The sequence below is a fragment of the Acinetobacter sp. CIP 102637 genome, from assembly GCF_000368425.1.
Lineage (GTDB): Bacteria > Pseudomonadota > Gammaproteobacteria > Pseudomonadales > Moraxellaceae > Acinetobacter > Acinetobacter parvus.
In genome coordinates, this window is the sequence record NZ_KB849434.1 from 85,946 (window position 1) to 109,268 (window position 23,323).

The 23,323-nt window shown below is 42.6% G+C and carries 24 protein-coding genes and 5 pseudogenes; 18 read left to right on the top strand and 11 right to left on the bottom strand.

Annotation, left to right across the window (positions count from 1 at the left end; all coding sequences use genetic code 11):
- The first annotated feature begins 32 nt into the window (after window positions 1–32).
- From F967_RS00760 to F967_RS14255, 4 genes are all read left to right on the top strand, one after another.
- Entirely contained in the window at window positions 33–992 is a 960-nt protein-coding gene (locus tag F967_RS00760) for a COG2958 family protein (protein WP_004760591.1), read from the top strand.
- A 193-nt stretch (window positions 993–1,185) separates the two neighbouring features.
- The gene (locus F967_RS00765) at window positions 1,186–1,608 is read left to right on the top strand and encodes a hypothetical protein (protein ID WP_004760590.1); all 423 of its coding nucleotides are present in this window, start codon (window positions 1,186–1,188) and stop codon (window positions 1,606–1,608) included.
- A gap of 36 nt (window positions 1,609–1,644) precedes the next feature.
- Window positions 1,645–2,091, top strand: coding sequence for a hypothetical protein (locus F967_RS00770; RefSeq protein WP_004760588.1), 447 nt, complete (start codon window positions 1,645–1,647; stop codon window positions 2,089–2,091).
- Between the two features lie 115 nt (window positions 2,092–2,206).
- Entirely contained in the window at window positions 2,207–2,371 is a 165-nt protein-coding gene (locus F967_RS14255) for a hypothetical protein (RefSeq protein ID WP_155756460.1), read from the top strand.
- 52 nt (window positions 2,372–2,423) lie between these two features.
- Here the strand turns inward: F967_RS14255 and F967_RS00775 are convergent, their stop codons facing one another.
- A complete protein-coding gene (locus tag F967_RS00775) occupies window positions 2,424–3,701 on the bottom strand; it encodes a hypothetical protein (RefSeq protein ID WP_004797592.1) in 1,278 nt (425 codons plus the stop codon).
- 121 nt (window positions 3,702–3,822) lie between these two features.
- Here F967_RS00775 and F967_RS00780 point away from each other — a divergent pair, with 121 nt between their 5' ends.
- Both F967_RS00780 and F967_RS00785 read left to right on the top strand, forming a co-directional pair.
- Window positions 3,823–4,608 carry a class I SAM-dependent methyltransferase gene (locus F967_RS00780; RefSeq protein ID WP_004797594.1) on the top strand — a complete coding sequence of 262 codons (786 nt, stop codon included), beginning with the start codon at window positions 3,823–3,825 and terminating at the stop codon, window positions 4,606–4,608.
- Window positions 4,609–4,620: 12 nt separating this feature from the next.
- Window positions 4,621–5,190, top strand: a complete 570-nt coding sequence (locus F967_RS00785; RefSeq protein WP_004797595.1) for a hypothetical protein — start codon at window positions 4,621–4,623, stop codon at window positions 5,188–5,190.
- Window positions 5,191–5,247: 57 nt separating this feature from the next.
- Here F967_RS00785 and F967_RS00790 read toward each other — a convergent pair whose 3' ends face one another.
- Complete coding sequence (locus tag F967_RS00790; protein ID WP_392389537.1) at window positions 5,248–5,781, bottom strand: hypothetical protein; 534 nt, start codon at window positions 5,779–5,781, stop codon at window positions 5,248–5,250.
- 195 nt (window positions 5,782–5,976) lie between these two features.
- On the opposite strand from F967_RS00790, the gene F967_RS00795 reads away from it, so the two are divergent.
- On the top strand, window positions 5,977–6,618 hold the full coding sequence (locus F967_RS00795) for a class I SAM-dependent methyltransferase (RefSeq protein WP_004797597.1): 642 nt from the start codon (window positions 5,977–5,979) through the stop codon (window positions 6,616–6,618).
- Here F967_RS00795 and F967_RS00800 read toward each other — a convergent pair.
- Window positions 6,615–7,082 (bottom strand): Holliday junction resolvase-like protein, encoded by a 468-nt coding sequence (locus F967_RS00800; protein ID WP_004678687.1) that lies wholly within the window; start codon window positions 7,080–7,082, stop codon window positions 6,615–6,617. The genes F967_RS00795 and F967_RS00800 overlap by 4 nt on opposite strands.
- 99 nt (window positions 7,083–7,181) lie before the next feature.
- On the opposite strand from F967_RS00800, the gene F967_RS00805 reads away from it, so the two are divergent.
- A complete protein-coding gene (locus F967_RS00805; RefSeq protein WP_004757042.1) occupies window positions 7,182–7,826 on the top strand; it encodes a ParA family protein in 645 nt (214 codons plus the stop codon).
- A gap of 75 nt (window positions 7,827–7,901) precedes the next feature.
- Here F967_RS00805 and F967_RS00810 read toward each other — a convergent pair whose 3' ends face one another.
- Window positions 7,902–8,306 carry a hypothetical protein gene (locus F967_RS00810; protein WP_004757041.1) on the bottom strand — a complete coding sequence of 135 codons (405 nt, stop codon included), beginning with the start codon at window positions 8,304–8,306 and terminating at the stop codon, window positions 7,902–7,904.
- A 341-nt stretch (window positions 8,307–8,647) separates the two neighbouring features.
- On the opposite strand from F967_RS00810, the gene F967_RS00820 reads away from it, so the two are divergent.
- Together F967_RS00820 and sodC are read left to right on the top strand one after the other, a co-directional pair.
- The gene (locus tag F967_RS00820) at window positions 8,648–9,742 is read left to right on the top strand and encodes an AI-2E family transporter (protein ID WP_004683352.1); all 1,095 of its coding nucleotides are present in this window, start codon (window positions 8,648–8,650) and stop codon (window positions 9,740–9,742) included.
- Between the two features lie 105 nt (window positions 9,743–9,847).
- Complete coding sequence (gene sodC, locus F967_RS00825) at window positions 9,848–10,429, top strand: superoxide dismutase family protein (RefSeq protein WP_004683354.1); 582 nt, start codon at window positions 9,848–9,850, stop codon at window positions 10,427–10,429.
- Between the two features lie 176 nt (window positions 10,430–10,605).
- On the opposite strand, the pseudogene F967_RS14690 reads toward sodC, so the two are convergent.
- A pseudogene (locus tag F967_RS14690) lies at window positions 10,606–10,716 on the bottom strand (multidrug transporter); the annotation flags it as partial.
- 389 nt (window positions 10,717–11,105) lie between these two features.
- A complete protein-coding gene (locus F967_RS00835; protein WP_004683358.1) occupies window positions 11,106–11,477 on the bottom strand; it encodes a hypothetical protein in 372 nt (123 codons plus the stop codon).
- 180 nt (window positions 11,478–11,657) lie between these two features.
- Here F967_RS00835 and F967_RS00840 point away from each other — a divergent pair, with 180 nt between their 5' ends.
- The 3 genes and pseudogenes from F967_RS00840 to F967_RS13420 form a co-directional block, all read left to right on the top strand.
- Window positions 11,658–12,530 carry a DUF4349 domain-containing protein gene (locus F967_RS00840; RefSeq protein ID WP_004769895.1) on the top strand — a complete coding sequence of 291 codons (873 nt, stop codon included), beginning with the start codon at window positions 11,658–11,660 and terminating at the stop codon, window positions 12,528–12,530.
- A gap of 105 nt (window positions 12,531–12,635) precedes the next feature.
- Window positions 12,636–12,848 (top strand): annotated as a pseudogene (locus F967_RS00845) (NAD(P)H-dependent oxidoreductase); the annotation flags it as partial.
- A pseudogene (locus tag F967_RS13420) lies at window positions 12,836–13,081 on the top strand (integrase core domain-containing protein); the annotation flags it as partial. The pseudogenes F967_RS00845 and F967_RS13420, both read left to right, overlap by 13 nt.
- 370 nt (window positions 13,082–13,451) lie before the next feature.
- Here the strand turns inward: F967_RS13420 and F967_RS00850 are convergent.
- Window positions 13,452–14,861, bottom strand: a complete 1,410-nt coding sequence (locus F967_RS00850) for an FAD-binding oxidoreductase (RefSeq protein ID WP_004683362.1) — start codon at window positions 14,859–14,861, stop codon at window positions 13,452–13,454.
- 354 nt (window positions 14,862–15,215) lie between these two features.
- Between F967_RS00850 and serA the strand changes: the two genes are divergently transcribed.
- From serA to F967_RS00865, 3 genes and pseudogenes are all read left to right on the top strand, one after another.
- Window positions 15,216–16,448, top strand: coding sequence for a phosphoglycerate dehydrogenase (gene serA, locus F967_RS00855; protein ID WP_004683364.1), 1,233 nt, complete (start codon window positions 15,216–15,218; stop codon window positions 16,446–16,448).
- A gap of 45 nt (window positions 16,449–16,493) precedes the next feature.
- Window positions 16,494–17,231, top strand: a pseudogene (locus F967_RS00860) (EamA family transporter); the annotation flags it as partial.
- Window positions 17,228–18,091, top strand: coding sequence for an EamA family transporter (locus tag F967_RS00865; protein ID WP_004797599.1), 864 nt, complete (start codon window positions 17,228–17,230; stop codon window positions 18,089–18,091). The pseudogene F967_RS00860 and the gene F967_RS00865, both read left to right, overlap by 4 nt.
- A gap of 26 nt (window positions 18,092–18,117) precedes the next feature.
- Here the strand turns inward: F967_RS00865 and F967_RS00870 are convergent, their stop codons facing one another.
- Window positions 18,118–18,570, bottom strand: coding sequence for a hemerythrin domain-containing protein (locus F967_RS00870; protein WP_004683367.1), 453 nt, complete (start codon window positions 18,568–18,570; stop codon window positions 18,118–18,120).
- Window positions 18,571–18,767: 197 nt separating this feature from the next.
- Window positions 18,768–19,661, bottom strand: a complete 894-nt coding sequence (truB, locus tag F967_RS00875; RefSeq protein WP_004797600.1) for a tRNA pseudouridine(55) synthase TruB — start codon at window positions 19,659–19,661, stop codon at window positions 18,768–18,770.
- Between the two features lie 137 nt (window positions 19,662–19,798).
- On the opposite strand from truB, the gene F967_RS00880 reads away from it, so the two are divergent.
- Complete coding sequence (locus F967_RS00880) at window positions 19,799–20,842, top strand: lipase secretion chaperone (RefSeq protein ID WP_004797602.1); 1,044 nt, start codon at window positions 19,799–19,801, stop codon at window positions 20,840–20,842.
- A gap of 106 nt (window positions 20,843–20,948) precedes the next feature.
- Window positions 20,949–21,923 (top strand): annotated as a pseudogene (locus F967_RS00885) (lipase family alpha/beta hydrolase).
- A 60-nt stretch (window positions 21,924–21,983) separates the two neighbouring features.
- On the opposite strand, the gene rplS reads toward F967_RS00885, so the two are convergent.
- Both rplS and trmD read right to left on the bottom strand, forming a co-directional pair.
- Entirely contained in the window at window positions 21,984–22,355 is a 372-nt protein-coding gene (gene rplS / locus F967_RS00890; RefSeq protein WP_004660214.1) for a 50S ribosomal protein L19, read from the bottom strand.
- A 194-nt stretch (window positions 22,356–22,549) separates the two neighbouring features.
- Window positions 22,550–23,290 carry a tRNA (guanosine(37)-N1)-methyltransferase TrmD gene (gene trmD / locus F967_RS00895; RefSeq protein ID WP_004678720.1) on the bottom strand — a complete coding sequence of 247 codons (741 nt, stop codon included), beginning with the start codon at window positions 23,288–23,290 and terminating at the stop codon, window positions 22,550–22,552.
- Window positions 23,291–23,323 lie beyond the last annotated feature (33 nt).

The window sequence follows — 23,323 nt, forward strand, 5'->3', positions numbered from 1 at the left end:
TAAATTAGTGGGGTTTATTTTTAGAGGCAATAATGAGCAAACTTTCTCAACCACAGCGTGTATTTGAGCTTTTAAAACAATCACCGTTAAAAAAATTTAAAGCTCGAGAAATTGCCGAAGGAATTGTTACTTTATTTCCTGAAGATTATGTAGAAAAACGACAAAATCCACGCTTCAATACTGATGAAGACCTCATTCGCCAAGTATTTACAGAAATTGGTGCTATTAAAAATAGCATTATCAAATTATCACCGTTTATTCATGTACAAGATAAACCTCGACCTCGTGTGTATTGGTACGACCCAAATCATCAAGCCGAACACTCTGAATCTTTTGCCAATGAAGAATTAACTTCAACAGAAAATATTGAAGATGCTGAAATCACCACTCCACTAATTAAATCAGGGAATCTATCTGAACATGATTTATACCCTATTCTTATCGAATTTTTAAAATTAGAACTCGGTTTATATTGTCTTAGAATTGATGAAAAACGCTCTAAAAACTCTCGTGGGCAAAACGGCAATCAATGGTTACACCCCGACATTGTTGCCATGCAACCTTTAGATAAACACTGGCATGAACTCGTTAAAAGCTGTGTTAAACATGGCTCTGGTCAAAATGTGCGTTTGTGGTCATTTGAAGTAAAAAGAGAACTCAACAGTTCCAATATTCGCAGCAGCTTTTTCCAAGCAGTCAGTAATTCCAGTTGGGCAAATGAGGGCTACCTCGTAGCAACATCTATATCAACAAATGAAGTTGAAGAGGAGCTGCGAATGCTTTCGGCTTTGCATGGTATTGGCGTTATTTTACTCACTCCAGAAAATCCGACTGAAAGTGAAATTTTACTTCCTGCCAAACGCAAACAAGAACCCGACTGGCAAACGATAAATCGAATTTTGAAAGAAAATAGCGACTTTAAACATTTTATTGATTTAGTCGCAAATTACTTTCAGACAGGTCGCACCTATCAAGAAAATTGGAATAAATAAGGCATAGGACATTTGCCTACATTTAGCGATATTAAAAGTAGGCAAATCATCATCCTTGCGACTGATTCATACAAAGGACACCAAAGCACAACGGTTTAAGCGCTGTATCAATTTCACATCACCTACATTCTTTTCTTAAACTTGGCGATAAGCTATAAAACTCTGACTGCTCAAAATTGCTAAAGGACAAAAGATGATGACTCAACTACAAACACTCTGTTTAAGCACCGTACTGCTTGCATCGTCTTCTCTCTGGGCAAACGATACAACTTCCACCACCACAAACGCATCAAGTACAGCATCATCTCCAAGCCTACCTTATGGAGATAACCCAAGCTTAGGCCGTGTATTACTGTATAAAACAGGTAAAGGCTTGCAAAATCTAGGTGACTCAATTCAGGGTGCATCTGAAAACACCTCTCAGAAAATGAGTGAAAAGTGGAAAAGTACCAAGGAATACACTGCTGAGCAATCAGTCATTGTTCAGGAACAAACCGAAAAAGCCAAACAATATACTGCTAAAAAATGGCAGGACACCAAAGATGCCGTGGTTGGAACCAATGATGGCAATGTGCCTATTGAGCGTGCTGAACTGAGCCAACCTTCATCAAATTAATACGATTTAACAAGATTTACAGGAATGAATGAAACAATGACTATTACGCCTTTTAAAACCATTTTGCTTTCTTTAATCAGTAGTATTGGTTTCACTGCATGTTCTACATTATCCACCCAAACCAAGCCACCTTTGCAACAACTGCAACAGGTTCAGAACATTGATGCCCTACCCGATACCAAGACCAATGCCGCATCCTTAAATAAATATAAGGATCATTGCACGATCCAGTTTACAGGTTATTTTGATGGTGGTCAGAGCACGGAATCGTGGGAATTTAAAGGCAATCAGTTGAGTCGGGCTTTTTCTGAAACATATCAATATGTGCCGAATCGTTTATTCAATGCGACCACTGAAAAACCTGTATTAGATCAGAAAACGCGAAAAACCACAGTGTTTGATATTCAGAAACCTGAGGTAAAACAGAACTTTGAGAAGTTAAAAAGCCACTTTAACCAAACTGCTTTAGAACAGTGTGGCTAAGTTTGCCATCTCCATAATTTCTCTCCAGAGTGTTTTTAAGCTGTAATGTGCTTGTAAATTTTTGCTGAAATCCATACATTTCGGCTTTTTTGCCCGCTATGATGCAGTTGCGTTGATGAAGTACCCCCCAAACGGTACATCGCTTAAGGAAATCGCAATGAAGAAAATGATCAAAACAGCTATCTTGACAACAAGTATTCTCGCTTCTGCCTCTATTTTTGCACAAAACGTCGGGGTAAATGCCAATGTCGGTACCAATGCCAAAGTGGGTGCAAACTAGTCTTTTCAATTCAATCTAAAAAGCTCTCTGCGATTGTAGAGGGCTTTTTTACTTACGATTCAGCAAGATGTAGGTGAGTTTGCTCTTCTACATTATTTTCAACAAACTGACTTAACCCCTGTGCATCACAACTCAAGCTCAGTTGTTTATAACTGAGTTGATAAAATTCAGGATAGCGTTTAAAAATCAATAAAGACTGATCCAAAGCCAAAGCTTCACCGACTTTCACTAACTTATGAATCCCACGATCATTCATCGTCAAAACATAAGATTCTGCATTTAACTCAAGTTCAACAACGGCATTCGCACTGACTTTCAATGGCAGCAAGTATTGTTGATTCGCCTGAATTGCTTCAGCGTTATAAGCCTCTAGCTTTAAACTGACTAAATTAAAAACCAACAATGTATTTTGAATCGTGCGAATGGTTGGCACTGAGCTGTCCATCTGTTGGATAAAATGCGGATGAATACCTAACTTCCGTAAATTTTGCTCAGTACCCTGTTGTAGATTAAATAACTGTTGAACCAATTTTTGCTTAAGAACAACATCAAAATAACGCTCATCTAATTCAAAATCGTTATTTTGCAAGATTCGCAATAAAGCCTGATGATGTTTGGTCAATAATGCATCTAATACATAGCGATAGTAGAACTTGCTTTGCTTTTTGACTTCCCTCACCCGTTTATAGAAATAGGTGATGTCAAAAGGCTGCTCAACAAAATCATTGAGTAATTGCGAACTTGCCAAAACCGAGAGTGCTTCATGCCCTGTAAAAGGCAAGTGAATCACATGCATATGTGGTAATAAGGGCTGTATTTTTAAGAAATGTTCTTTATCTTCTGCATAGTATGGATCATAGACAATGATGTATTCACGAGATGAATCCACTTCATCCGCCTGAATCTGCATATCCTGATGCAATGCGGCATCAAAAAATTCGGCATAACGACGATCATGAACCACATCAGGGTCTATCGAATATTGTGGTACAAAAGCAACGATTTTATGCATATTCAATAAATTAGAATATTTAATCGCGGCATAGCCCCCCATTGATCCACCGTAACCCACAATCTGCTTAAACTGAACTAAGATCGGCTGAATCTGTCGCTGCATCTCAAGCATGCTGCTTTTAGGAAACCAAGATTTCTGTTTTGGCATAATGCCAATCACATTGTATTGATATTTGAATAATGATTTTTCAGCATTAATCGACATGCCTTTGGCACGGCTAATCAGATCACCAAAAGAAATCACCAAAGTGTCACTTGAACCTGTTAAAAAAATAACGCGAATATGTTCATCTTCAAATACTATTTGCTTATCCATGCTCACACTAAAAAGTTGATCCTAGGCGGGTATCAAAAACGCATCAAATGAGGACTTTGCCAATTCATTATTGCGGAGTATCTTATTTTATAGAGATAAGACAGATTAAAAAGCGCAAAAAATGACACAATCCCTACATCCATCTGCGGCAAAAGGCTTCGGTTCAGGTGCTGAACTGTATCAGCAGGTCCGTCCCAGTTACCCGCAAGAAATAGCGATTTGGCTACAAGATCGCCTCCAGATAGGTGAAAGTTCCACTGTTATTGACCTCGGTTCTGGGACTGGCAAATTCTTACCTTACCTCATTCAAACTCAGGCAAAAGTGATTGCGGTGGAACCCGTGGCGGAAATGCTGCAACAGCTTCAACAGACCCATCGAACAGTTGAATGTGTACAGGCTTACAGTGACCAACTGCCTTTGCAAAATGAATCGGTTGATGCCATGGTTTGTGCCCAGTCTTTCCATTGGTTCTCAAACATTGAAACACTGACTGAAATGCATCGTGTATTAAAACCATCAGGACATCTAGGACTGGTCTGGAATCAACGCGATATTCAGGTAGATTGGGTCAGGGCATTGGCGGATGAAATTGCCCCATTTGAGGCGGACACCCCACGTTACCATAGTGAAAAATGGAAACAGGTGTTTGAAAATCAGGAATTATTTAGGTTTATTGGGCTAGACACATTTCAGTTGCTGCATCGGGGAACAGTTGAGCAGGTGGTCAGCAAACGCCTGCTGTCCACCAGTTTTATTGCAGCAATGTCAGCACAGCATCAACAACAGCTGAAAGCAAGGTTTGAACAAATTGTATTTGATTTTACAGGCCTAAGCACACAAGATCAGATAGATTTTCCTTACACCACTTTTGCATATCATTTTCAGAAAACATCAAATTCATTATAGATCGAGTTGACCATGCCAAACATCAAAACAATATTTGCAATAAGCTGTGTACTCAGCACCGCCCTACTGCTCAGTGCCTGTAACAAGGACCAACCACCTGCCCCAAATAATGAAAAGCAAGGCAGTTCAGTCAACAATTCAATTGGCGAACTGAACCAGACACCCATCAAGCAATTCCCCGCCACGCCTGATGATGGACATGACATTGCCATTCTGGAAGATTATGACCAGCGTTTTACCGCAATGAGTGACAGTATGGAAATCGAGTTGGCGAAAATGAAAGAGGCCAATACACTGACACCAGAATTTGAACAGCAGCGCCAGAAAGATAATATCCACTCTGCATTGACGATGCTAAAAGAGCTGGAATTAAAAACCGAGCAAGGTCGCTATATTCAGGGTGTGTTGTCGGATTACTGGCAGAATCAGGCCAAAGCTCTGGAGCAAAGCACTTTATCTGGTTCAGGCACAACCGACACAGGCAAACAGGTGGATCAGTTAAACCAGTACCTGCATGCACAAAGCCAGTTGCATCACTGGAAAAGCACTCAAACTGCTGACTCAAAAATGCAAACCGAATAAAACCTATAAAGATGTAGAGGAGCATTTAGCCCCTCTATATCTTAAGAAAGATCCAATTTAAATCTTCTGCTTCTCAATCCACTGGATGGAATTCACACGGAATAGCTCGCAGGCGCCATCCCCTGTATCTGTGGGGGTCAATGACGACTTCCACACCAGCTCCTTGTCACGCACCTCAACCAGCTCACCTTTGAGCTGCACCAAATCACCGCGCTTTACCTGTTTAATCTGCTGGGCAATCTTGGGAGTGGCGGGAATGATGTGCATATTCGACACCATTTGCATGGCCTGATTTGCAGGAACAGGTAGCTTATCTATTTTCCAATTCAAATAGCGGTCATATTGATTTACTGAGATTTTACGTGCGATCTCGGGCTTGGCAAACAAACCCCAACTCACGGCATAATCAATCGGAGAAAATTTTGCTTGTTCGTCATCTTGGTACATTTTAGAACCAAGAATACGGAAGTTGCCATAAAAAGGCTGTAACACAGAGATGGACTGGTCTTTTAAAATAGGCGATAAACCATTGGCAATATTATATTCCGCACCACGGGTGGATGCATGTGCCTGTCCAATTGCAGCCACCATGCATAAACTGATCCATAGGCTTTTGTTCATGCTGAGCATCCTCAAAAATAACGCTTAAAACTTAGAAAATCACTTCTGTTCATAGTATGCTTAGAGCATGCAAGAAAGTGCTTTTTTTGGTAACAGTCAAACGCACTCTGGTCATATTTTTGTGACGACTCCACTCCCTTTTTTTAAATCAATGAATGGAACTCTATGATTTATCAATTTTATCAACGTCGGGTTTTCCCGCACCTGCTCAATCAGGTCATGCAAACCGCCAGCCTGATGGATAAACGCCGTGAACTGCTGCTGCCGATTGAGGGCGAAGTGCTTGAGATTGGTTTTGGAACAGGTTTAAACATTCCATTTTATGGCAATGTCGATGTACTGTACGCGCTTGAACCGAATCCAGACATTTACCATCTGGCGATTGAACGGGTTCAACATGCACCCTTCCATGTCAGGCATGTGCAGTCCCATGCAGAGAAACTACCTTTTGCCGACCAGTCTCTGGATCATATCGTTTGCACATGGACACTATGCAGTATTGCCCGACTGGATCAGGCACTGGCAGAAATTTATCGAGTGCTGAAACCCACGGGAACTTTTCATCTGGTTGAGCATGTCAAGCATCCCAACTCGGTCAAGATGCAGTCTTTACAGACCTTGCTGACCCCAATTCAGAAATGTATTGGCGATGGCTGCCACCTGAATCGGGACATTGAACGCAGCCTGCAACAAGCAAAATTCAAGTTTATTGAAAAGCAATATTTTGATGCCGAGGGCATTCCAAGCATTGCACAAAAGATGCTGATGGCACGGGTACAAAAACTCAATTTTGAGATTACGGATTAATCATTAAAATCAATACGCAGGGTTTCAAAGCGCACCCGTCCCTCACGTATCGCTTGGGCAATGGCCTGCTGTCCCTTGCTCAGGCGGGCACTGCCACTTTTAATATCCAGCAGGATCACTTCAATGTCTTCGGCATCACCATCGCCATCACGGAAGTCGGTATAGCCATCAAACACCACATAATCCACGGGGTCACCCAGAAACTTGGCATCACTGGGAAGATACTGGAACTCAGGCAAAATGGGGGCAAACTGCTCGGCCATTTTACCCTTTAATACCGCGCGGCTGGTGTTGACACTGCGCTTCTGCGCGTCAACCAGTGCCTGTTTATGTGCCAATTCAAGTTCAGCAATATATTGTTCATATTCCGCCTGAATACGTCCATTGCGTGTGCTGGATAATATAATGGTGGTGATCACCACACCAATACATCCGCCTATCAGCATTGCCAACCAAACCGACATAAAATTTCCCTCTGTTCTGAGCCTAAATTGTAACCTACCACGCTGAAAAAGATGCTAAGGTAGAATGGAATATAAGAGGCTCGTTAAAACGCAAATTTCATGAAAACCATATTAATTGCAAATCAGAAAGGCGGTTGTGGCAAGACCATGACGGCGATTACCCTTGCTGCCGCATTATCACAAAAAGGCTATAAAGTTGCGCTAGCCGATGCGGATAACCAGAAATCCGCCTTACAATGGCTCAAGCAGCGTCCTAAAACGGCGACCGAAATTCAGAGTCTGGACTGGCGACATGAGAAATCGATTGGTGAGGCACCCAAGAATCTGGACTACCTGATTATTGATGCGCCTGGTGCCCTTTCAGGGGAACATGCGGAACAACTGGTTAGTGAAGCACATGCGATTGTCACGCCATTACAGCCGTCGTTTTTCGACATTGACAGTACTCGTCGCTTCCTTAAGCATTTACAAGACATTAAACGGATTCGTAAGGGCAAAGTTCAGATTCTGCTGATTGCCAATCGGGTCAAGCCAAACAGCGCCAGCTCCAAGGATATTCAGGAGTTCTTCAGCAAGATTGAGCAGCAGCCTGTGGCATGGATTTCCGAACGGAGTGCCTATGGAACATTGGCGATGCAGGGACTCAGTATTTTTGATAAGCCACAGAAGAACTTTGTCACTATCCAGAGTCAGTGGCAGCCTGTTTTAAATCAGTTGGTGGATGATCCAAGTCAATGGTTTTAAACCACCTTGTTCCATCACGCCAGGATGGAACAAGGTATAAACCATTTATGCAACTGCACCGACTAAAACCTATCTTTATTTAGGTTCAATAAAAGGTGCGGGATTTGGACTAGGTTGATCTGTGTCATCACCCTTATCTTTCAGGTTATGCCTCATTTCATCACGATCCAGGTTTTCCATAGCTTTACGGATGTTTTCGTTACCGTGACTGCCATCATTTGACTCGATTGCCTGTTCACGTTCCGCACCTTGCTGCTGTACTGCATTTTCAGGATTTTTAGAAATATCTTGCTTTTCTATAGCCTGCTGTAATTGATCACTGTCCGTCAGACCTTCCACTTGCTGATAACTGAGCTTATCACCGTTCAAAAGAGCAGCCACTGCACTTTCGGCTTGTGTACCATTGCTGCTATTCTGTTGTGAATGATGGTCCTGACCTGTTTTTGGAGAGGTATTGTCCTGATTATTTGAATGTGTCATCGAACTGCTCCTTAAATTCACTTTATGCATGTATGATGAATTCAATATAACAATACGCTTTGTAAGTCTTTACCAACTCCTGTATTAAAATCGATAGTAAATGTTGCTATGGTAAGTTGCTGTATTGCAGCCTTAAAACTTTGGTAAATGCAGAGATATACATATTGCCGATCATGGACCACTCCATTGAAAATAATCGTCTGGCTGAAACATACCATCAACTTTATCCTCCTCATTTCATCCAGATATTTAAACGTGAAATTACCGAATGAAAATTTTACTGGACCCATTTTTCAGTTAATATGATTTTATCCAACTTTTATCTTTAGAGACGGACGCTTGTGCAACAATACGCTCCCACATTACAACGTGTTTTATTGTTTGGACTGTTCTTTGTCTTAATCTATTTGGGATTCAGTATTCTCAAATATTTTATTGTGCCTGTACTTTGGGCAGCAATTATTGCCTACATGACCTGGCCTGTGTATTTATGGGTACAGCGCCGTTTCTTTGGGGAAAATCGCCCCACCCTCAATGCCACCATCATGATCAGTCTGGTCATTCTGGTGATTGGGGTTCCGTTTATTTGCGCCATCTTCATGCTGCAACTGGAAGGGCGTAACCTCTATTTTAATTTACAGAGACAACTGTTTTCAGGACATATCCAGATTCCTGACTTCATTAAAAACTTGCCTGTGGTGGGCAAGGATATTAGCCGTACCGTGAACGAACTGAGTAATGACCCAAACAGCATTACCAAGAATATTGCGGAATGGATTCAGGGTCATTTGAGTTATGGGCGTTTTGTTCTCAGTGAGATTAGCCGCAACCTGGTCAAATTGACGTTTGCCATCATGACCCTATTCTTCTTCTATCGGGATGGGCAGATGATTCTGGCACAGGTCAGCCGTGCCATGGAAATGGTGATTGGCCCACGCGTACACCACTATCTTGACACCATTTCAGAAACAACCCGTGCAGTGGTATATGGCGTAGGCCTTACTGCGGTTGCACAGGCCCTTTTGGCAGGTCTCAGTTATTTTGTTGCGGGTATACCGAACCCAATGCTGCTGACGATGGTCACCTTTATTTTAGCCCTGATTCCATTTGGCACCCCTGTTTCATATCTGGGTGTGGGACTGTGGCTATTTGCGCAGGGACAGACTGTTGAAGCGATTGGTGTGATTGTATGGGGTTTGCTGATCGTCAGCAGTTCTGACAACGTGATTCGCCCACTAGTGATTTCAGGCGCAACCCAGATTCCATTCCTGTTGATCATGTTCGGTGTACTGGGTGGAATCGCAAGCTTTGGTCTGGTTGGCCTGTTTATCGGTCCAGTCATTCTGGCAATCCTGTTGGCGATTTGGCGTGAATGGCTGCATGAGAATGTGGAAGAACCCGTTGCCACACTTGAGACTCCATCTGAAACCAAGTAAGTTGATTTAACCTTTTTGTTATCAAATAATTAAAGAAGCTTGCGAGTTCCCCCAAACTTTGCTTGAATTTAATTGATAAAGATAATCAATTAAGGATGCCTCGCAATGACTTCAATAATTCAAAAGTTTTCCCTCCTGGGTTGCCTCGGCCTAAGTATCGCCGCCTGTTCATCGGTTAATCTGGATAACAACGCAGATAAAATCCAGACACAGCCTACATCATCAGACCAAAAACAGCTGATCACGGTTCATCAAGTGGATGCCAATGGTGTGGGTGCCTCCATTGGCACCGTGTCTTTCCAGCAAACACCGAAAGGCCTGCTCATCACCCCTGCACTTGGAAAGCTTTCCCCAGGTGAGCATGGTTTCCATATCCATGAAAATGCCTCATGCGAAGCTGTTAAGAAAGACGGTAAAATGGGAGCCGCCCTCGCTGCGGGTGGACATCTCAATCCAGAGAAAGTTGCCCATCACGGTACACCACTGGATGGACATCTAGGTGACCTACCTGCCCTAACCGTGAATGACAAGGGTTTTGCAACAACGCCTGTGCTTGCGCCACGCCTGAAACTTGCCGATATTCAGGGGCGGGCAATCATGATTCACGCAGGTGGCGATAACTATTCAGATTCACCTAAGCCTTTGGGTGGTGGCGGAGATCGGGTTGCCTGTGGTGTGATTAAGTAAGGATATTTAAATACTGTGGGTATTCTAAAAGATATCCACAGTTGTGTTGATATTTTAAACAGGAGTTTAATGGCTGGGATCATCTCCCAGCTTTTTATTAATGAATCCCCTCAGCTTGACGTTCCAGCATAATCTGTTTCAGTACCGCCCGTGGCTGGGTAAACCAGATGCCAATCAACCACCAGAAACAGTGTTCCTAGCAGCATAATTAGCAAACCCATCAAGATGGTTTTACCCAAGGGAAAGCGGTCAATGACCTTGATCAGGATAATGTTGCCCGCGATTATACGGTTTAACGTCATGTTCTGATGATTTGTTGTCATGTTCTATTCACAAAAATAACCAACTCGGGTTCGTTCCATTTCCCATAAACGGAAATGGAATCATCACCACAAGACTTTATGGTTGAAATTTAAATTTTGATGTCATGCTGTGAGAAAGCATGTGATAAATGTGAAAACAGCGTATTCACAGGGCGTATATAAGAAAAATGATTTATTTACGTGAGGCTGGTAAAATTTTTTACCTTTTGGCCAAATTTCCAGACGCAACTTTAGCATTTTTTCAAAATGACCGCAATTTGTACAATCCGAATGATTGTTTAGATATGTGAATAACCGAAAAGTTATCCACAGTTTTGTCTATCTTTTAGGCTACACCACAGCTCACAGATCAATCATGGACAAAGCGCAAACTGGAATTTATCGGCATTGTCTCCCCTGGCACATTGATAACTTTGTTTCTTGTTCACGATCTTCCAGACCTCCTGATCACGTTTCAACTGGTATTGAGTTCGTACCGCAATCACTGAATCATCCTGCTGGACCTGTTCAACCGTCACCTGTGCATCGGTTGGATTCTCTGCACTGTTAAACTGCTGGTCTATTTTCAAGTTGGTTTCATCATGAAACAGGTTTGGCTGATCTAATAAAACCACATGCATTGCGGTACTTTTTTGCACCGCCGCCTGTTGCTGCGACTGTGCAATAGGTGGGTTACATGCTGCCAGCAACAGGCTGCATCCCAGCATCAACCAGATTTTATGCATTTTGTATCATTCCAATTTGCCCGATTCATTTATGCTACTATGCAAAACTTATTTGCCAAGCAATAAAATGTTATGGCTTGCAAAAGATTTGTTGTCATGATCAGATAATTGATAATGACATAAAGTATTAAAAAGACTGATTTTATAACATCAATATCACAATAGATTGGGCGTCATGATATGGCAGATTTAGTCAGAAATTTAACGATTATTTTACTCGTGGGCAGCACTTTGGCTGGCTGCTCCAAAAAAGAAGAAAGTGCGGCAAGCGATGCCGCGGTTGCCACAGAAAGCGCAGCCTTAGATAGCAAAGCAATTCACACCAACGCCACCAAAAACCCAGAACAACTGGTCAGTACCCAGCAAAGCGCCCTAGAGCAAAGCCGTCAACTGGTCAAAAGTGCTCAACTGCAATTTGAAGTGCAAGATGTGTTAAAAACCACATCAACCCTGGAACAACAGTTATTGCAATACAATGGCTACATCGAAGAAAAACAGGTCAATTATCAGGTCAGTGACAGTTCCCAGCGTAACCGTATTGATGGCAGTGTCGACATTTATGAAAAGATCACGCCAACCGTACAGCTCACCGTACGCCTCCCCAATGACCAAGTCACAACTTTTCTGAATAATCTTCTGCCGCTTATGCTGAACTTTAACAGCCAAAGCTATGAAGCAAAACGCTATGAATTAAAGCGACTCGAAGAAAAGCTCAATACCGCAAACCAAAGTAACAGCCCATCCAGTGCGGTCAACAACCAACTGCAACAATTGACCGATTTGGAAGTCAAAGACCGCCTGGCTTATAGCACCATTCGGCTTGAGTTCTATCAACAGCCGAAAGTCCGTAAACGCCATGATTTAAATATCCATCGCATCGCTACATTGGACAGTGATCCATTAATGACACGAATTGCAGAATCATTCAAAGTCGGTTTAGCTTATTTTAAAGAAACCCTACTCTGGCTGATTCAATTCTGGGCATTTTATCTGGTCATATTTGCCATTTGGATGATTCGTAAAGTGTATAAGGCAAGAAAGCACAGCAGCTAATTATTGATTTTTGATCAATAGTATTTTGCTAATTTACGCATTTTCACTCATGAATAGATTCCCTAAAATGCATTCAAGTTTTAGCAATCTATTTTTGAGTATCCCATGAGCAATATTCTAATTATTAACGGTGCCAAACAATTTGAACATTCCAATGGCGAATTGAATGACACCCTCACCCAGTTTTCTGAAAGCCATTTAACAACGCTGGGCCATACCGTACAGGTCACCCGTACCGACAGCGAATATGACATTCAGGCCGAAATTAAAAAATATTTATGGGCGGATGTGGTGATTTACCAAATGCCAGGCTGGTGGAAAAGTGGTGTGATCAGCATGGTATTGAGCATGTATTTACCCAACCAGGCCATCCACAGCAAAATGCATATGTTGAGCGATTTAATCGTAAAGTACGTTATGAATGTCTAAATCAATATTTATTTCGAGATCTGAGCGAGGTGCAGGACTATACAACTAACTGGCAGTACTTTTATAATCATGAACGACCTCATATGTCAGTAAATGGTTGTCCACCTATTTTTAAACAATAACAAGGGCTTTAGATTTTCTACCCATTAATTCAATTAAAAATGGGGGTATTACCCCTCTACTGATAATAATGAGCTTGTACTTTTTCCTGACTTTCAGTTAAAGCATGGCTATTCTTAATAGCAAGAATATTTAAAATAGAAAATAATAAAATATAGTCAAACTACTTTATTATCCATACAGGATTCGAAAAAAAATCGAAATAATTCATCGATTGAGTTGTATTAGTTCTATAATGATTTGACTATATGAGATATTTTCATTAAAAGTCGTTGTAATATTAAAGTTCGGTTACTTATTAAGTTCTAGGTATAACAAAAAAGCGCATCTTTCGATACGCTTTTAGCAGAAATTCTTTTATCTAATCAAGCATTAAAGATCAAATAATTTCCCAGGATTCATAATCCCATTCGGGTCAAATGCCAATTTCAATGCTTTCATATATTCAATTTCTTCAGGTGAACGTGAATATTCTAAATATGGTTTCTTGGTCATTCCGACACCATGTTCGGCAGAAATAGAACCATCATATTTTTTCACGGTCTCAAATACATATTTATTCACCACCTGACACTTGGCAAAGAATTCATCTTTGGTCAGATTTTCAGGTTTTAAAATATTTAAGTGCAGGTTACCGTCACCAATATGACCAAACCAGCAGATTTCAAAGTCTGGATAATTATCCGCAACGATCGCATCAATCTCTTTGATAAAGGCAGGGACATGCGTAATCAACACTGAAATATCATTCTTATAAGGAATATACGGCGCAATCGATTCCGAAATATCTTCACGTAAACGCCATAGGCTCTGTGCTTGTTCTAAGCTTTGGCTCATTACACCATCAATCACCCAACCTTGTTCCATACAATGCTCAAAAATCTGCATTGCTTTGTCCATAATCGGTTCATATGGCGCTTCAAATTCGAGTAATACATAGAATGGGCAAGTTGTTTCAAATGGACGCTGTACATGACCACGATCCAAGACTTTTTGCATTGCCACTTCACCAAAAAACTCGAATGCAGTTAAGTCGATTTCTTTTTGGAAAGCATGTAATACAGGCATTACCGCTTCAAAGTCAGGCGTACCCAATACCATGACTTGTAAGTTTTGTGGCTTACGCTCAAGTTTAATCTCAGCCTCAGTCACCAAACCTAATGTGCCTTCACCACCGATAAATAAATGCTGCAACGCATAACCCGTCGCATTTTTAATCATGCCTTTGTTTAAACGTAAAATATCGCCTTTACCCGTCACAACCGTTAAGCCAAGCACCCAGTTACGTGTCATACCGTATTTGATGACTTTAATACCGCCTGCATTAGTTCCGATATTTCCACCAATTTGACTAGAACCTGTAGATGCAAAATCAACTGGGTAATACATGCCTTGTTGTTCGGCATAGTTTTGCAATTGTTCAGTCACAACACCCGCTTGAACGCGAACCATACGATCTGCTGGCAAAAATTCCAAGATTTGATTCATCTTGTCAAAGCTGATCACGATCTCGCCATTGGTTGCCACCGCACCTGCTGAAAGTCCTGTACGGCCACCTGATGGTGTAATTGCTACATTGAACTGGTTGGCAAGTTTCACAATCGCCTGAACCTGCTCCGTGCTTGACGGGAAAACGATGACTGATGGGTTCGGGTCAAAATGTTTAGTATGGTCCCGCCCCCAGTTTTGCAGACTATCGGCATCGGTTTTAATACGGTTTTCACCCACAATTGCCGTTATTTGGGTCAATAACTCAGGTGTTAAATCAACTGAAGCATTCATCGTTTACGGGCCTAGCAAGAAATAAATATCGGATTTCTGGGTAGCAACCTCATGTTTTTAAAAACATTCACAAGATTACAGCAACATCCAGAATATAGAAACGCCACAGGACGGCACAACCCCTGTCTTGTTGAGGTTTGACCATCAATTACTGCATTTTACATTGAAGCAGGCAAGGGATAAAGCTCAGGATCACGATACCATCACAACAAAATGTGTATCAGCCATAAAATTCCTGTAAAGCTGAAAAATTATCAGCAATTCTGCTGTGGTAATTTTAAAGCAAATATCTATAACTGCACGCTCTATGCTATGATACGGCACCTAAATTTTGGCCTTTGTAGCGGAGCCGTAATGAGCCAACATCTTTCTCTACCTAAAGACAAAATCCGTTTTCTTTTATTGGAAGGTGTGCATCAAAATGCCATCGATACCTTAAATGCAGCGGGTTATACCAACATCGACTACCACAAAACTGCACTTGAAGGCGAAGCTTTGAAAGAAGCGGTCAAGGACGCTCACTTTATTGGTATTCGTTCGCGTACTCAATTGACTGAAGAAATCTTTGAAGCAGCAAATAAATTGATTGCGGTGGGTTGTTTCTGTATTGGGACCAATCAGGTTGACTTAAAAGCGGCAATGTCGCGTGGTATTCCTGTGTTCAACGCACCGTATTCAAACACGCGTTCAGTAGCGGAACTGGTTCTTGCTGAAGCCATTTTATTACTGCGCCGTGTACCTGAAAAATCAAAAGATACACATGCAGGTGGCTGGAACAAGTCTGCGGTCGGTTCGTTTGAAACACGCGGTAAGACTTTAGGTATCGTTGGTTACGGTTCAATTGGTTCACAACTTTCTGTATTGGCAGAAAGTCTGGGTATGAAAGTCATCTATTTTGATGCCGTGACCAAGTTACCGTTGGGTAATGCACGCCAAGTGGGTTCTTTAGATGAGCTTTTGGCAACTGCTGATGTGGTTTCCCTACACGTTCCAGATGTGCCATCTACACGTAACTTCTTCAAGAAAGAACAGTTTGCACAGATGAAAGAGGGTTCGATCTTCATCAATGCGGCACGTGGCACCTGTGTCATCATCGAAGATTTGGCTGATGCGATTAAATCAGGCCACATTGCGGGTGCGGCGGTTGACGTGTTCCCGAAAGAGCCTAAAGCAAACGGCGAAGAATTTGTTTCACCACTTCGTGGCTTAGACAATGTGATTTTAACCCCTCACGTAGGTGGTTCGACCATGGAAGCACAGGCGAACATCGGTCTGGAAGTTGCTGAGAAATTTGTGGCTTACTCAGATAAGGGTATGACGCTATCTGCGGTGAACTTCCCAGAAATCGCATTGCCATTGACTGAAGGCCAACATCGTTTACTGCACATTCACAAGAACATTCCAGGTGTATTGTCCAAAATCAACACCCTGTTTGCTGAACAAGGCATCAACATCTCAGGTCAGTCTTTAATGACCAAAGGTGACATTGGTTACCTCGTGATGGATGTAGATGCATCTGCTTCTCAGGAAGCACTTGATACCTTAAGCCAAGTTGAAGGTACGATCCGCGTACGTGTATTGTTCTAATCAGGACAATTCAGGAAAGGCCACAGTTTAAGCTGTGGCTTTTTTATGGGCGCAATGATTTTGGCTGTCATCTTTAAAATCTGGAAGATCAATTTCAGCAATATACGCTGGAAAGCAATCCTCAGCTACGGCATGGCCCTCGCGGGGATGAATGCCTTGTTTTATTTATCGCTAGAGCGTTTACCTTTGGGCTTAGCGGTTGCCTTTGAGTTTATCAGCCCTTTAAGTGTTGCACTATTTCATGCACGACAGCGCTATGATTTTATCTGGGTGGGCTGTGCCATTCTAGGCTTGATATTGCTATTTCCTCTACAACAAGCACAACAACATCTAGATTTAATCGGTGTATTGTTTGCGGTCTGTGCAGGTGCATGCTGGGCATTTTATATCATTGCAGGGCAAAAGCCCTCTGGCATTTCTGGCAATCATACCGTTTGTTTGGGGATGAGTATTGGCATGTTATGCTTGCTGCCTTTCGCGGCTTTCTCTGGTGCAATCGGGCATGTGTTTGAACTGCCAAATTTATATTATTTTATTGGACTGGCAATTTTAGCCAGTGCCCTACCATTTTCATTAGAGATGATCGCGCTGCGCAATTTAACACCTCTCAGCTTTGGAACCCTAATGAGTCTGGAACCTGCTGTGGCAGCCTTGTCTGGATTTATTTTTCTGGGTGAAACATTACTGTGGAATCAATGGCTGGCCTTGATGACCATTATCATTGCATCCATTGACTGCACCGTGACCACCCAGCATGCCCGTCAGCAAAAAGAGGCCCTATGAAAAATCTCCAATTGCTTGCCGTGCTGTACATGGTTTTATCCATGGTGGCCTACCAGATCAGTGCCTCATTTGCCAAACAGTTGATTGCAACCCTTGATCCATTGACCGTCACGATTTTAAGGCTCTGTTTCGCCACGGTTCTGGTTGCGGTCATGTTCCGTTCATGGAGGATTTTATCCAGACTTAAACAGCTCAAATGGCGAGACTTGTTACTTTACAGTGCGTCTTTAGGCTGTATGAACATCCTGTTCTACAGTTCTTTAGGAAAATTGCCACAGGGAATTGCTGTGGGGCTGGAATTTATTGGACCCTTGGGTCTGGCCCTGCTTTCCATTAAACAGCGTAGCGATTATATCTGGGTGGCTTTTGCGATTTTAGGGATTGCCCTGATGGTGCCGTGGCATGATGCCAATGCCCAAAACTTTTCCTATCTCGGCGCGGCATGCGCACTCGGGGCTGGTTTCTTTTGGGCCCTGTACATCTATTTCGGGCACCGTGTGGTTCAGCAAAATATTGGCATGCATGCGCTGACCATTGCCATTGGCCTATCCGCCCTCACTTTACTGCCTTTTGGTTTGTGGAATAATGCACCCGCTTTGCTAGATACCCAATACTGGGGCAAGGCATTGGTCATTGCCCTATTGGCAACCGCCATTCCCTATGCGCTGGATTTGATGGCACTGAAACAACTCAGCAAATTGAGTTATGGCACCCTGTCGAGTTTGTCACCTGCTTTGGCTGCGCTCGCAGGCTTGGTGATATTACATGAGCAAATCAGTCTGCTCCAGTGGGTTGCATTGTTGTGTATTATTGTGGCGTCTATCGGGGTGACGTTTCGTCGAAAAAGCCCCACCCCATAGACTTGAATCTAAATACTCACTCATTTTTATTTCGGTTTTTCGGCCTTTTTATATTTCCGATATTCTGCCAGATACTTCTTGCCCAAAGTTTCTTTTTCTTTGTCTGCTAGAATTTTACCCGCTTGTTGGAAAAATTTATGCTCTTCTTCTTGCAAATGATGATGCACGGTTTCACTGAGTTGTTTGGCAATCCCCAACCAACTTGGACTACTCATTTCAGTCTCTTCCAGTTTCTCGACCAATTCATCCATTTCATGATGCTCTGCTAAAGCATGACGTGTGATATCCAGACCAACATCATCAAACATTAAAGGAATATAAAGAAAACGATCTTCTGCAACTGAGTGGGCATAGAGTTCATTTTTAAGATCTTCAAATAATTGTTTTCTTTCTTCACTCATGCCACTGGTTTTGATTAATTTTTCGGAAAGATCACGTTGACGCTCATGACTTTCTCTTAGTGCTTCAAAAATATTCATCCATCACCTCTGTTGTTATTGTTTATTGTTGGCTAGCTGAACAGCAAGATGCGTTGAGATCACATCCTACTGTTTGACTTGACTCGCCTTTCATACTAGAAAGTGTCTATTTTTTAAACAATTTCGATTTGCGTATCTTTGTGTATAAGAATGTTATCTTTCACCTCAACTTATACTGCTAAATGCTGCATGTTTTATTATAGGTTCAACAGGCGTTTTGGTACAAGGCGTTTTTTATCGGTGATTTCCGCCAGCCCTAGACAGCGTTCGCCATCAAATACCAGCACCTCAGCCGCCGCCTCATGCTCAATATTGCTTTCCTGACCGTTGCAAAAATACTTTTCACGGCCCTCGGGTAACTGTACTTTGGGAAAATGCTCAACAGGTGCATAAACAGGTAGTAATAATGCATCACGCTGTTCCAGAGTCAGACTTTCCAGATATTCAATGCTATAGTCTGGATTAATCTCAAAATGCCCTGTTTGAGTACGATGCAATTTTGTTAAATGTCCACCGCAGCCCAAAGCTTCCCCAATATCCTCCCCCAAAACACGGATATAGGTTCCCTTGGAACAGGTCACGTCCAGAGTCAAACTGTCTTCAGTAAAATCGATCAGGGTTAATTCATAAATCGTGACTGGACGCGCTTCACGTTCAATTTCAATCCCCTGACGCGCTAACTCATACAAAGGGCGACCATCTCGTTTCAGGGCTGAATACATCGGTGGCACCTGCTGAATGTCACCACGAAATTGCGCCAATACCTGTTCAATTCTTTCCGCCGTTAATGCAGGCGTCTCTCTCTGCTGGAGAATCTCACCCTCAGCATCGCCTGTGGTGGTGGTTTGCCCCAGCTTCACCGTGGTTTGATAACGCTTGGTTGAATCCAGTAAATAATGTGAAAACTTGGTCGCCTCACCCAGACAGATCGGTAACAGGCCTGTTGCAAGTGGGTCCAGGGCTCCTGTATGTCCTGCCTTTTGCGCATTAAAAAGACGGCGGACTTTTTGAAGTGCGCAATTGGAACTTAAACCTAAGGGCTTATTTAATAAGAAAACACCACTCAGATGGCGATAAGAACTTTTTTTCATAAATGAAAAGTCAAACTATAAAGCGGTATCTTATCAAAACTATTCATCGGATTTTTAAAAATTACGTGCTTAAAAAAGCAACAAATATGATAAATTTATTTTCGTTTTTGAAATTTAAAGCAAATGGATTATGCTGAATGAATAAAATTAGAAAAAAAATATTCTTATTATGTAGCTTCTTGATCATTTCAGTTTCAATGCTGAGTGTTGTGTACTGGTTATACCCTCAAGATCAGCAGCCACAGCTCGAATCAACTGGTCAATCCAGCAACACCTTTAATTCAGCAGACCATTCAGATAATTCAGGCCAAGCACATGCAAGTGACGCAGCTTTTAACAGCACAAGCCAAATGGATACTGAAGTCAATTGCAAACTACAGTTTAATGCATCGCAAAAATTGGTCGTGAATGAGCTGACCCGAGACTGCTTTGAATATTTCATTTCCCAATATGGCGAACGAAATATTGATGAAATCCGCCAGAGTTTTCAGCGCTATGTTGCCAAAGGTTTTCAGGCATCGGAGCAGCAGCAGATTCAGGAATTATGGTCACGTTATTTGAGCTATCGGGAACAGCTGAGCAAATTGCAGATGAATCAGCCTGCTCAGGAAAGTTATGGCTATTTTCAGGCAATCTTCGATGCAATGCATGACCTAAAGCAGCGTTTCTTTTCTCAAGTTGAAATTGAGGGCCTGTTTGGTACAGAGGACATTTACCAGCAATACACGCTTGACCGTATGCGCATTTTAGAAAATAAAAACTTGGATGCCGTCAACAAAGCCAAGCAGCTACAACAGCGCTTTGACCAACTTCCCCATGATTGGCAGGAAAACCTCAAGGATTTGTCCAAACTGGAAGATTTACGTTCCTTAACTGAACAGATCAAGGCCAGAAATGGTTCAGCACAGGAATTGCGGGATATGCGGGTCAACCTGGTTGGCGAAGCTGCCACCCAACGTCTGGAACAACTGGACCAGCAACGCTCAGACTGGAAACAACGCGTACAGTCCTATCTGGATGAGCGCAAGACCATTGTGGACAGCAATATGAGTGCATCGGCCAAAGATCAGGCCATTCAACAGCTCAAACAGCAACAGTTCCAGTCCGCACAGGAACAGCAACGTCTACAAACATTTGAAACGGTTTATGACCAAGGAGGCCCCTTACCCTTTAGCAACTAGCAACACCTAATACAAGACATTGAAATAATGTGATTTAGCACGGATGCAATGTCAGTTCGCAAGAACATGAAGCCCCATATGAAAAACAAAAATTGAGAGTAATATCATGCAAAAACTTATTCGCTATCTTGCCGTATCCATTATGGCAATCAGTGCATCAGCCAGCTACGCTTCCAACGCCACCCAGGTCAAGGAAAGCTTTGTGCTCTCCAGCTATGCCAAAACCAAGTATCCCATTGTTTTTGTACATGGGGTGGCAGGTTTTTCACGCGTTGGAAGTGACCCACTAGGCGTTGATTATTGGCATCAAATCCTACCTAACCTTGCTCGTAATGGTGCAAATGTCTGGGCGACACGCCTTTCACCTTTTAACTCAAATGAAATTCGTGGTGAACAGCTAGTACAGCAGGTTGAGGAAATTCTTGCCATTACGGGACAGCAAAAGGTCAACCTGATTGGTCACAGTCAGGGCGGCCCAACCATTCGCTATGTTGCAGGCGTCATACCGAGTAAAGTGGCCTCACTCACCAGTGTCAGTGGTACCCATAAAGGCTCGCCTGTCGCCAGCCTGATCACGAAAGTAGATGGCACGGGATTAGGTACTGCTGGCGCGGCTGTTGTCAACTTTTTCTCTGGTGCAATCACCTAGGCACAAGGACTTGATGCTAAAAGCTATCCACATAACGCGATGGCGGCAGGACGCAGCATCTCGGTTGAGGGCTCAACGGCATTTAACACTCGATTCCCAATGGGTGTACCAACCACAGCCTGTGGTGAGGGCACTTATCAGGATAAAGGCATTTATATGTATTCATTCTCTGGCACACAGGCACTGACCAACATCCTTGATCCACTTGATCCATTGTTTACAGGAACGAGCCTGATTGTTGACATCAAGGGTGACAATGATGGTATGGTCAGCCGTTGCAGTGCCAAGTTTGGTAAGACGGTGCGGGACAACCTACCTTGGAACCATGCTGATGAAGTCAATCAGGTGCTGGGCTTGAAATCAATTTTCGCACCTAACCCAGTGGATATTTACCGTCAACATGCCAACCGCCTGAAATTGCAGGGACTATAAAACAGGTATAAAAAAATGCGCCAGATGGCGCATTTTTTTTGCTTTAAAACGAGGCTAAAATTAACCTTGTTTACGCGCTGGCAACTTCTCACGAATACGTGCAGCTTTACCAGACAACTCGCGTAGGTAGTAAAGTTTAGCACGACGAACGTCACCACGACGTTTCACTTCGATTTTAGCAACGATTGGAGAGTGAGTTTGGAAAACACGCTCAACACCAACACCGCTAGAGATTTTACGAACTGTGAAAGCAGAGTTTAAACCACGGTTTTTCTTCGCGATTACAACACCTTCAAATGCTTGAAGACGCTCACGGTCACCCTCTTTTACTTTTACTTGAACGATAACAGTGTCACCAGGAGCAAAAGCAGGGATATCAGTTTTTAACTGTGCATTTTCAACAGCTTGAACTAAAGGATGTTTACCACTCATTGTGGAATCTCCAATATGTGCGGGAGAGAAGAGGTCTCTTACACCGCTGGGAATAGAGGCTAAGGCGCATATCTCCCGTTTAACTTTCCCTTTAAAACAGAATGTCTTAAAGAGCCTATTTTTAACTTAAACCAGGTTTAAGTAGAACTCGAAGCGAAGCTTCTCGTCTGGTGCAAGGATCAACCGATATAGGTTTAATCCTGCGAATTTTGTAGCCATTTTTTTTGCTGCTTGCTCAACTCGAATTTTTCCACCAACTCTGGTCGACGGTCCAAAGTACGCTGATAGCGTTGCAAAAAACGCCATTTTTCGATATTGGCATGATGTCCTGATTTAAGTACCTCAGGCACATCTAACCCCTCGAAATGGTCTGGCTTGGTATATTGTGGACAATCAAGAAGACCATCCACAAAAGAATCCTGTATCGCAGATTGCTCATCAGACATGACATTTGGCAATCGACGAATAATGCTGTCCAGCAATACCATGGCAGGAAGTTCACCACCCGACAACACGTAATCCCCAATGGACCATTCCTGATCAACATAATGCTGGATTAAACGTTCATCGACCCCTTCATAACGCCCACACAATACAATCAATCCATCGTAATCAACGAATTGTTGTACTGCCTGTTCATTTAAAGTTTTACCTTGCGGTGACATATACACCACTGGGGCATGAACACAGCCTGCTTGTGTTGCAAGTTGTTTAGCATGGATAATTGCTTTTGCCAAAGGCTCTGCCATCATCACCATACCAGGACCACCACCGAAAGGACGCTCGTCCACCCGTTTGTAGTTGCCCTCTGCAAAATCTCGCGGATTAATACAAGTGACTTGTACAATCTGTTTTTTTGCGGCTCGACCGCTAATCCCGTACGCTGTAATCGCTTCAAACATTTCAGGAAACAATGTGATGACTGCAAAAAACACCGCAGACTCCTTAATTTTCCTGCTGCGCTACCA

What these genes read in the sequence shown, in the direction of transcription:
- F967_RS00790 (WP_392389537.1), bottom strand. Translation starts at nt 5,781, where the DNA reads ATGGTGGCTGCAATTGGACAGGCACATGCATCCACCCGTGGTGCGGAA.
- sodC (WP_004683354.1), top strand. Translation starts at nt 9,848, where the DNA reads ATGACTTCAATAATTCAAAAGTTTTCCCTCCTGGGTTGCCTCGGCCTA.
- rplS (WP_004660214.1), bottom strand. Translation starts at nt 22,355, where the DNA reads ATGAGTGGTAAACATCCTTTAGTTCAAGCTGTTGAAAATGCACAGTTA.
- truB (WP_004797600.1), bottom strand. Translation starts at nt 19,661, where the DNA reads ATGAAAAAAAGTTCTTATCGCCATCTGAGTGGTGTTTTCTTATTAAAT.
- F967_RS00805 (WP_004757042.1), top strand. Translation starts at nt 7,182, where the DNA reads ATGAAAACCATATTAATTGCAAATCAGAAAGGCGGTTGTGGCAAGACC.
- F967_RS00865 (WP_004797599.1), top strand. Translation starts at nt 17,228, where the DNA reads ATGAAAAATCTCCAATTGCTTGCCGTGCTGTACATGGTTTTATCCATG.
- F967_RS00780 (WP_004797594.1), top strand. Translation starts at nt 3,823, where the DNA reads ATGACACAATCCCTACATCCATCTGCGGCAAAAGGCTTCGGTTCAGGT.
- F967_RS00785 (WP_004797595.1), top strand. Translation starts at nt 4,621, where the DNA reads ATGCCAAACATCAAAACAATATTTGCAATAAGCTGTGTACTCAGCACC.
- F967_RS00835 (WP_004683358.1), bottom strand. Translation starts at nt 11,477, where the DNA reads ATGCATAAAATCTGGTTGATGCTGGGATGCAGCCTGTTGCTGGCAGCA.
- F967_RS00760 (WP_004760591.1), top strand. Translation starts at nt 33, where the DNA reads ATGAGCAAACTTTCTCAACCACAGCGTGTATTTGAGCTTTTAAAACAA.
- F967_RS00775 (WP_004797592.1), bottom strand. Translation starts at nt 3,701, where the DNA reads ATGGATAAGCAAATAGTATTTGAAGATGAACATATTCGCGTTATTTTT.
- serA (WP_004683364.1), top strand. Translation starts at nt 15,216, where the DNA reads ATGAGCCAACATCTTTCTCTACCTAAAGACAAAATCCGTTTTCTTTTA.
- F967_RS14255 (WP_155756460.1), top strand. Translation starts at nt 2,207, where the DNA reads ATGAAGTACCCCCCAAACGGTACATCGCTTAAGGAAATCGCAATGAAG.
- F967_RS00795 (WP_004797597.1), top strand. Translation starts at nt 5,977, where the DNA reads ATGATTTATCAATTTTATCAACGTCGGGTTTTCCCGCACCTGCTCAAT.
- F967_RS00870 (WP_004683367.1), bottom strand. Translation starts at nt 18,570, where the DNA reads ATGAATATTTTTGAAGCACTAAGAGAAAGTCATGAGCGTCAACGTGAT.
- F967_RS00880 (WP_004797602.1), top strand. Translation starts at nt 19,799, where the DNA reads ATGAATAAAATTAGAAAAAAAATATTCTTATTATGTAGCTTCTTGATC.
- F967_RS00850 (WP_004683362.1), bottom strand. Translation starts at nt 14,861, where the DNA reads ATGAATGCTTCAGTTGATTTAACACCTGAGTTATTGACCCAAATAACG.
- F967_RS00840 (WP_004769895.1), top strand. Translation starts at nt 11,658, where the DNA reads ATGGCAGATTTAGTCAGAAATTTAACGATTATTTTACTCGTGGGCAGC.
- F967_RS00810 (WP_004757041.1), bottom strand. Translation starts at nt 8,306, where the DNA reads ATGACACATTCAAATAATCAGGACAATACCTCTCCAAAAACAGGTCAG.
- F967_RS00765 (WP_004760590.1), top strand. Translation starts at nt 1,186, where the DNA reads ATGATGACTCAACTACAAACACTCTGTTTAAGCACCGTACTGCTTGCA.
- F967_RS00770 (WP_004760588.1), top strand. Translation starts at nt 1,645, where the DNA reads ATGACTATTACGCCTTTTAAAACCATTTTGCTTTCTTTAATCAGTAGT.
- F967_RS00800 (WP_004678687.1), bottom strand. Translation starts at nt 7,082, where the DNA reads ATGTCGGTTTGGTTGGCAATGCTGATAGGCGGATGTATTGGTGTGGTG.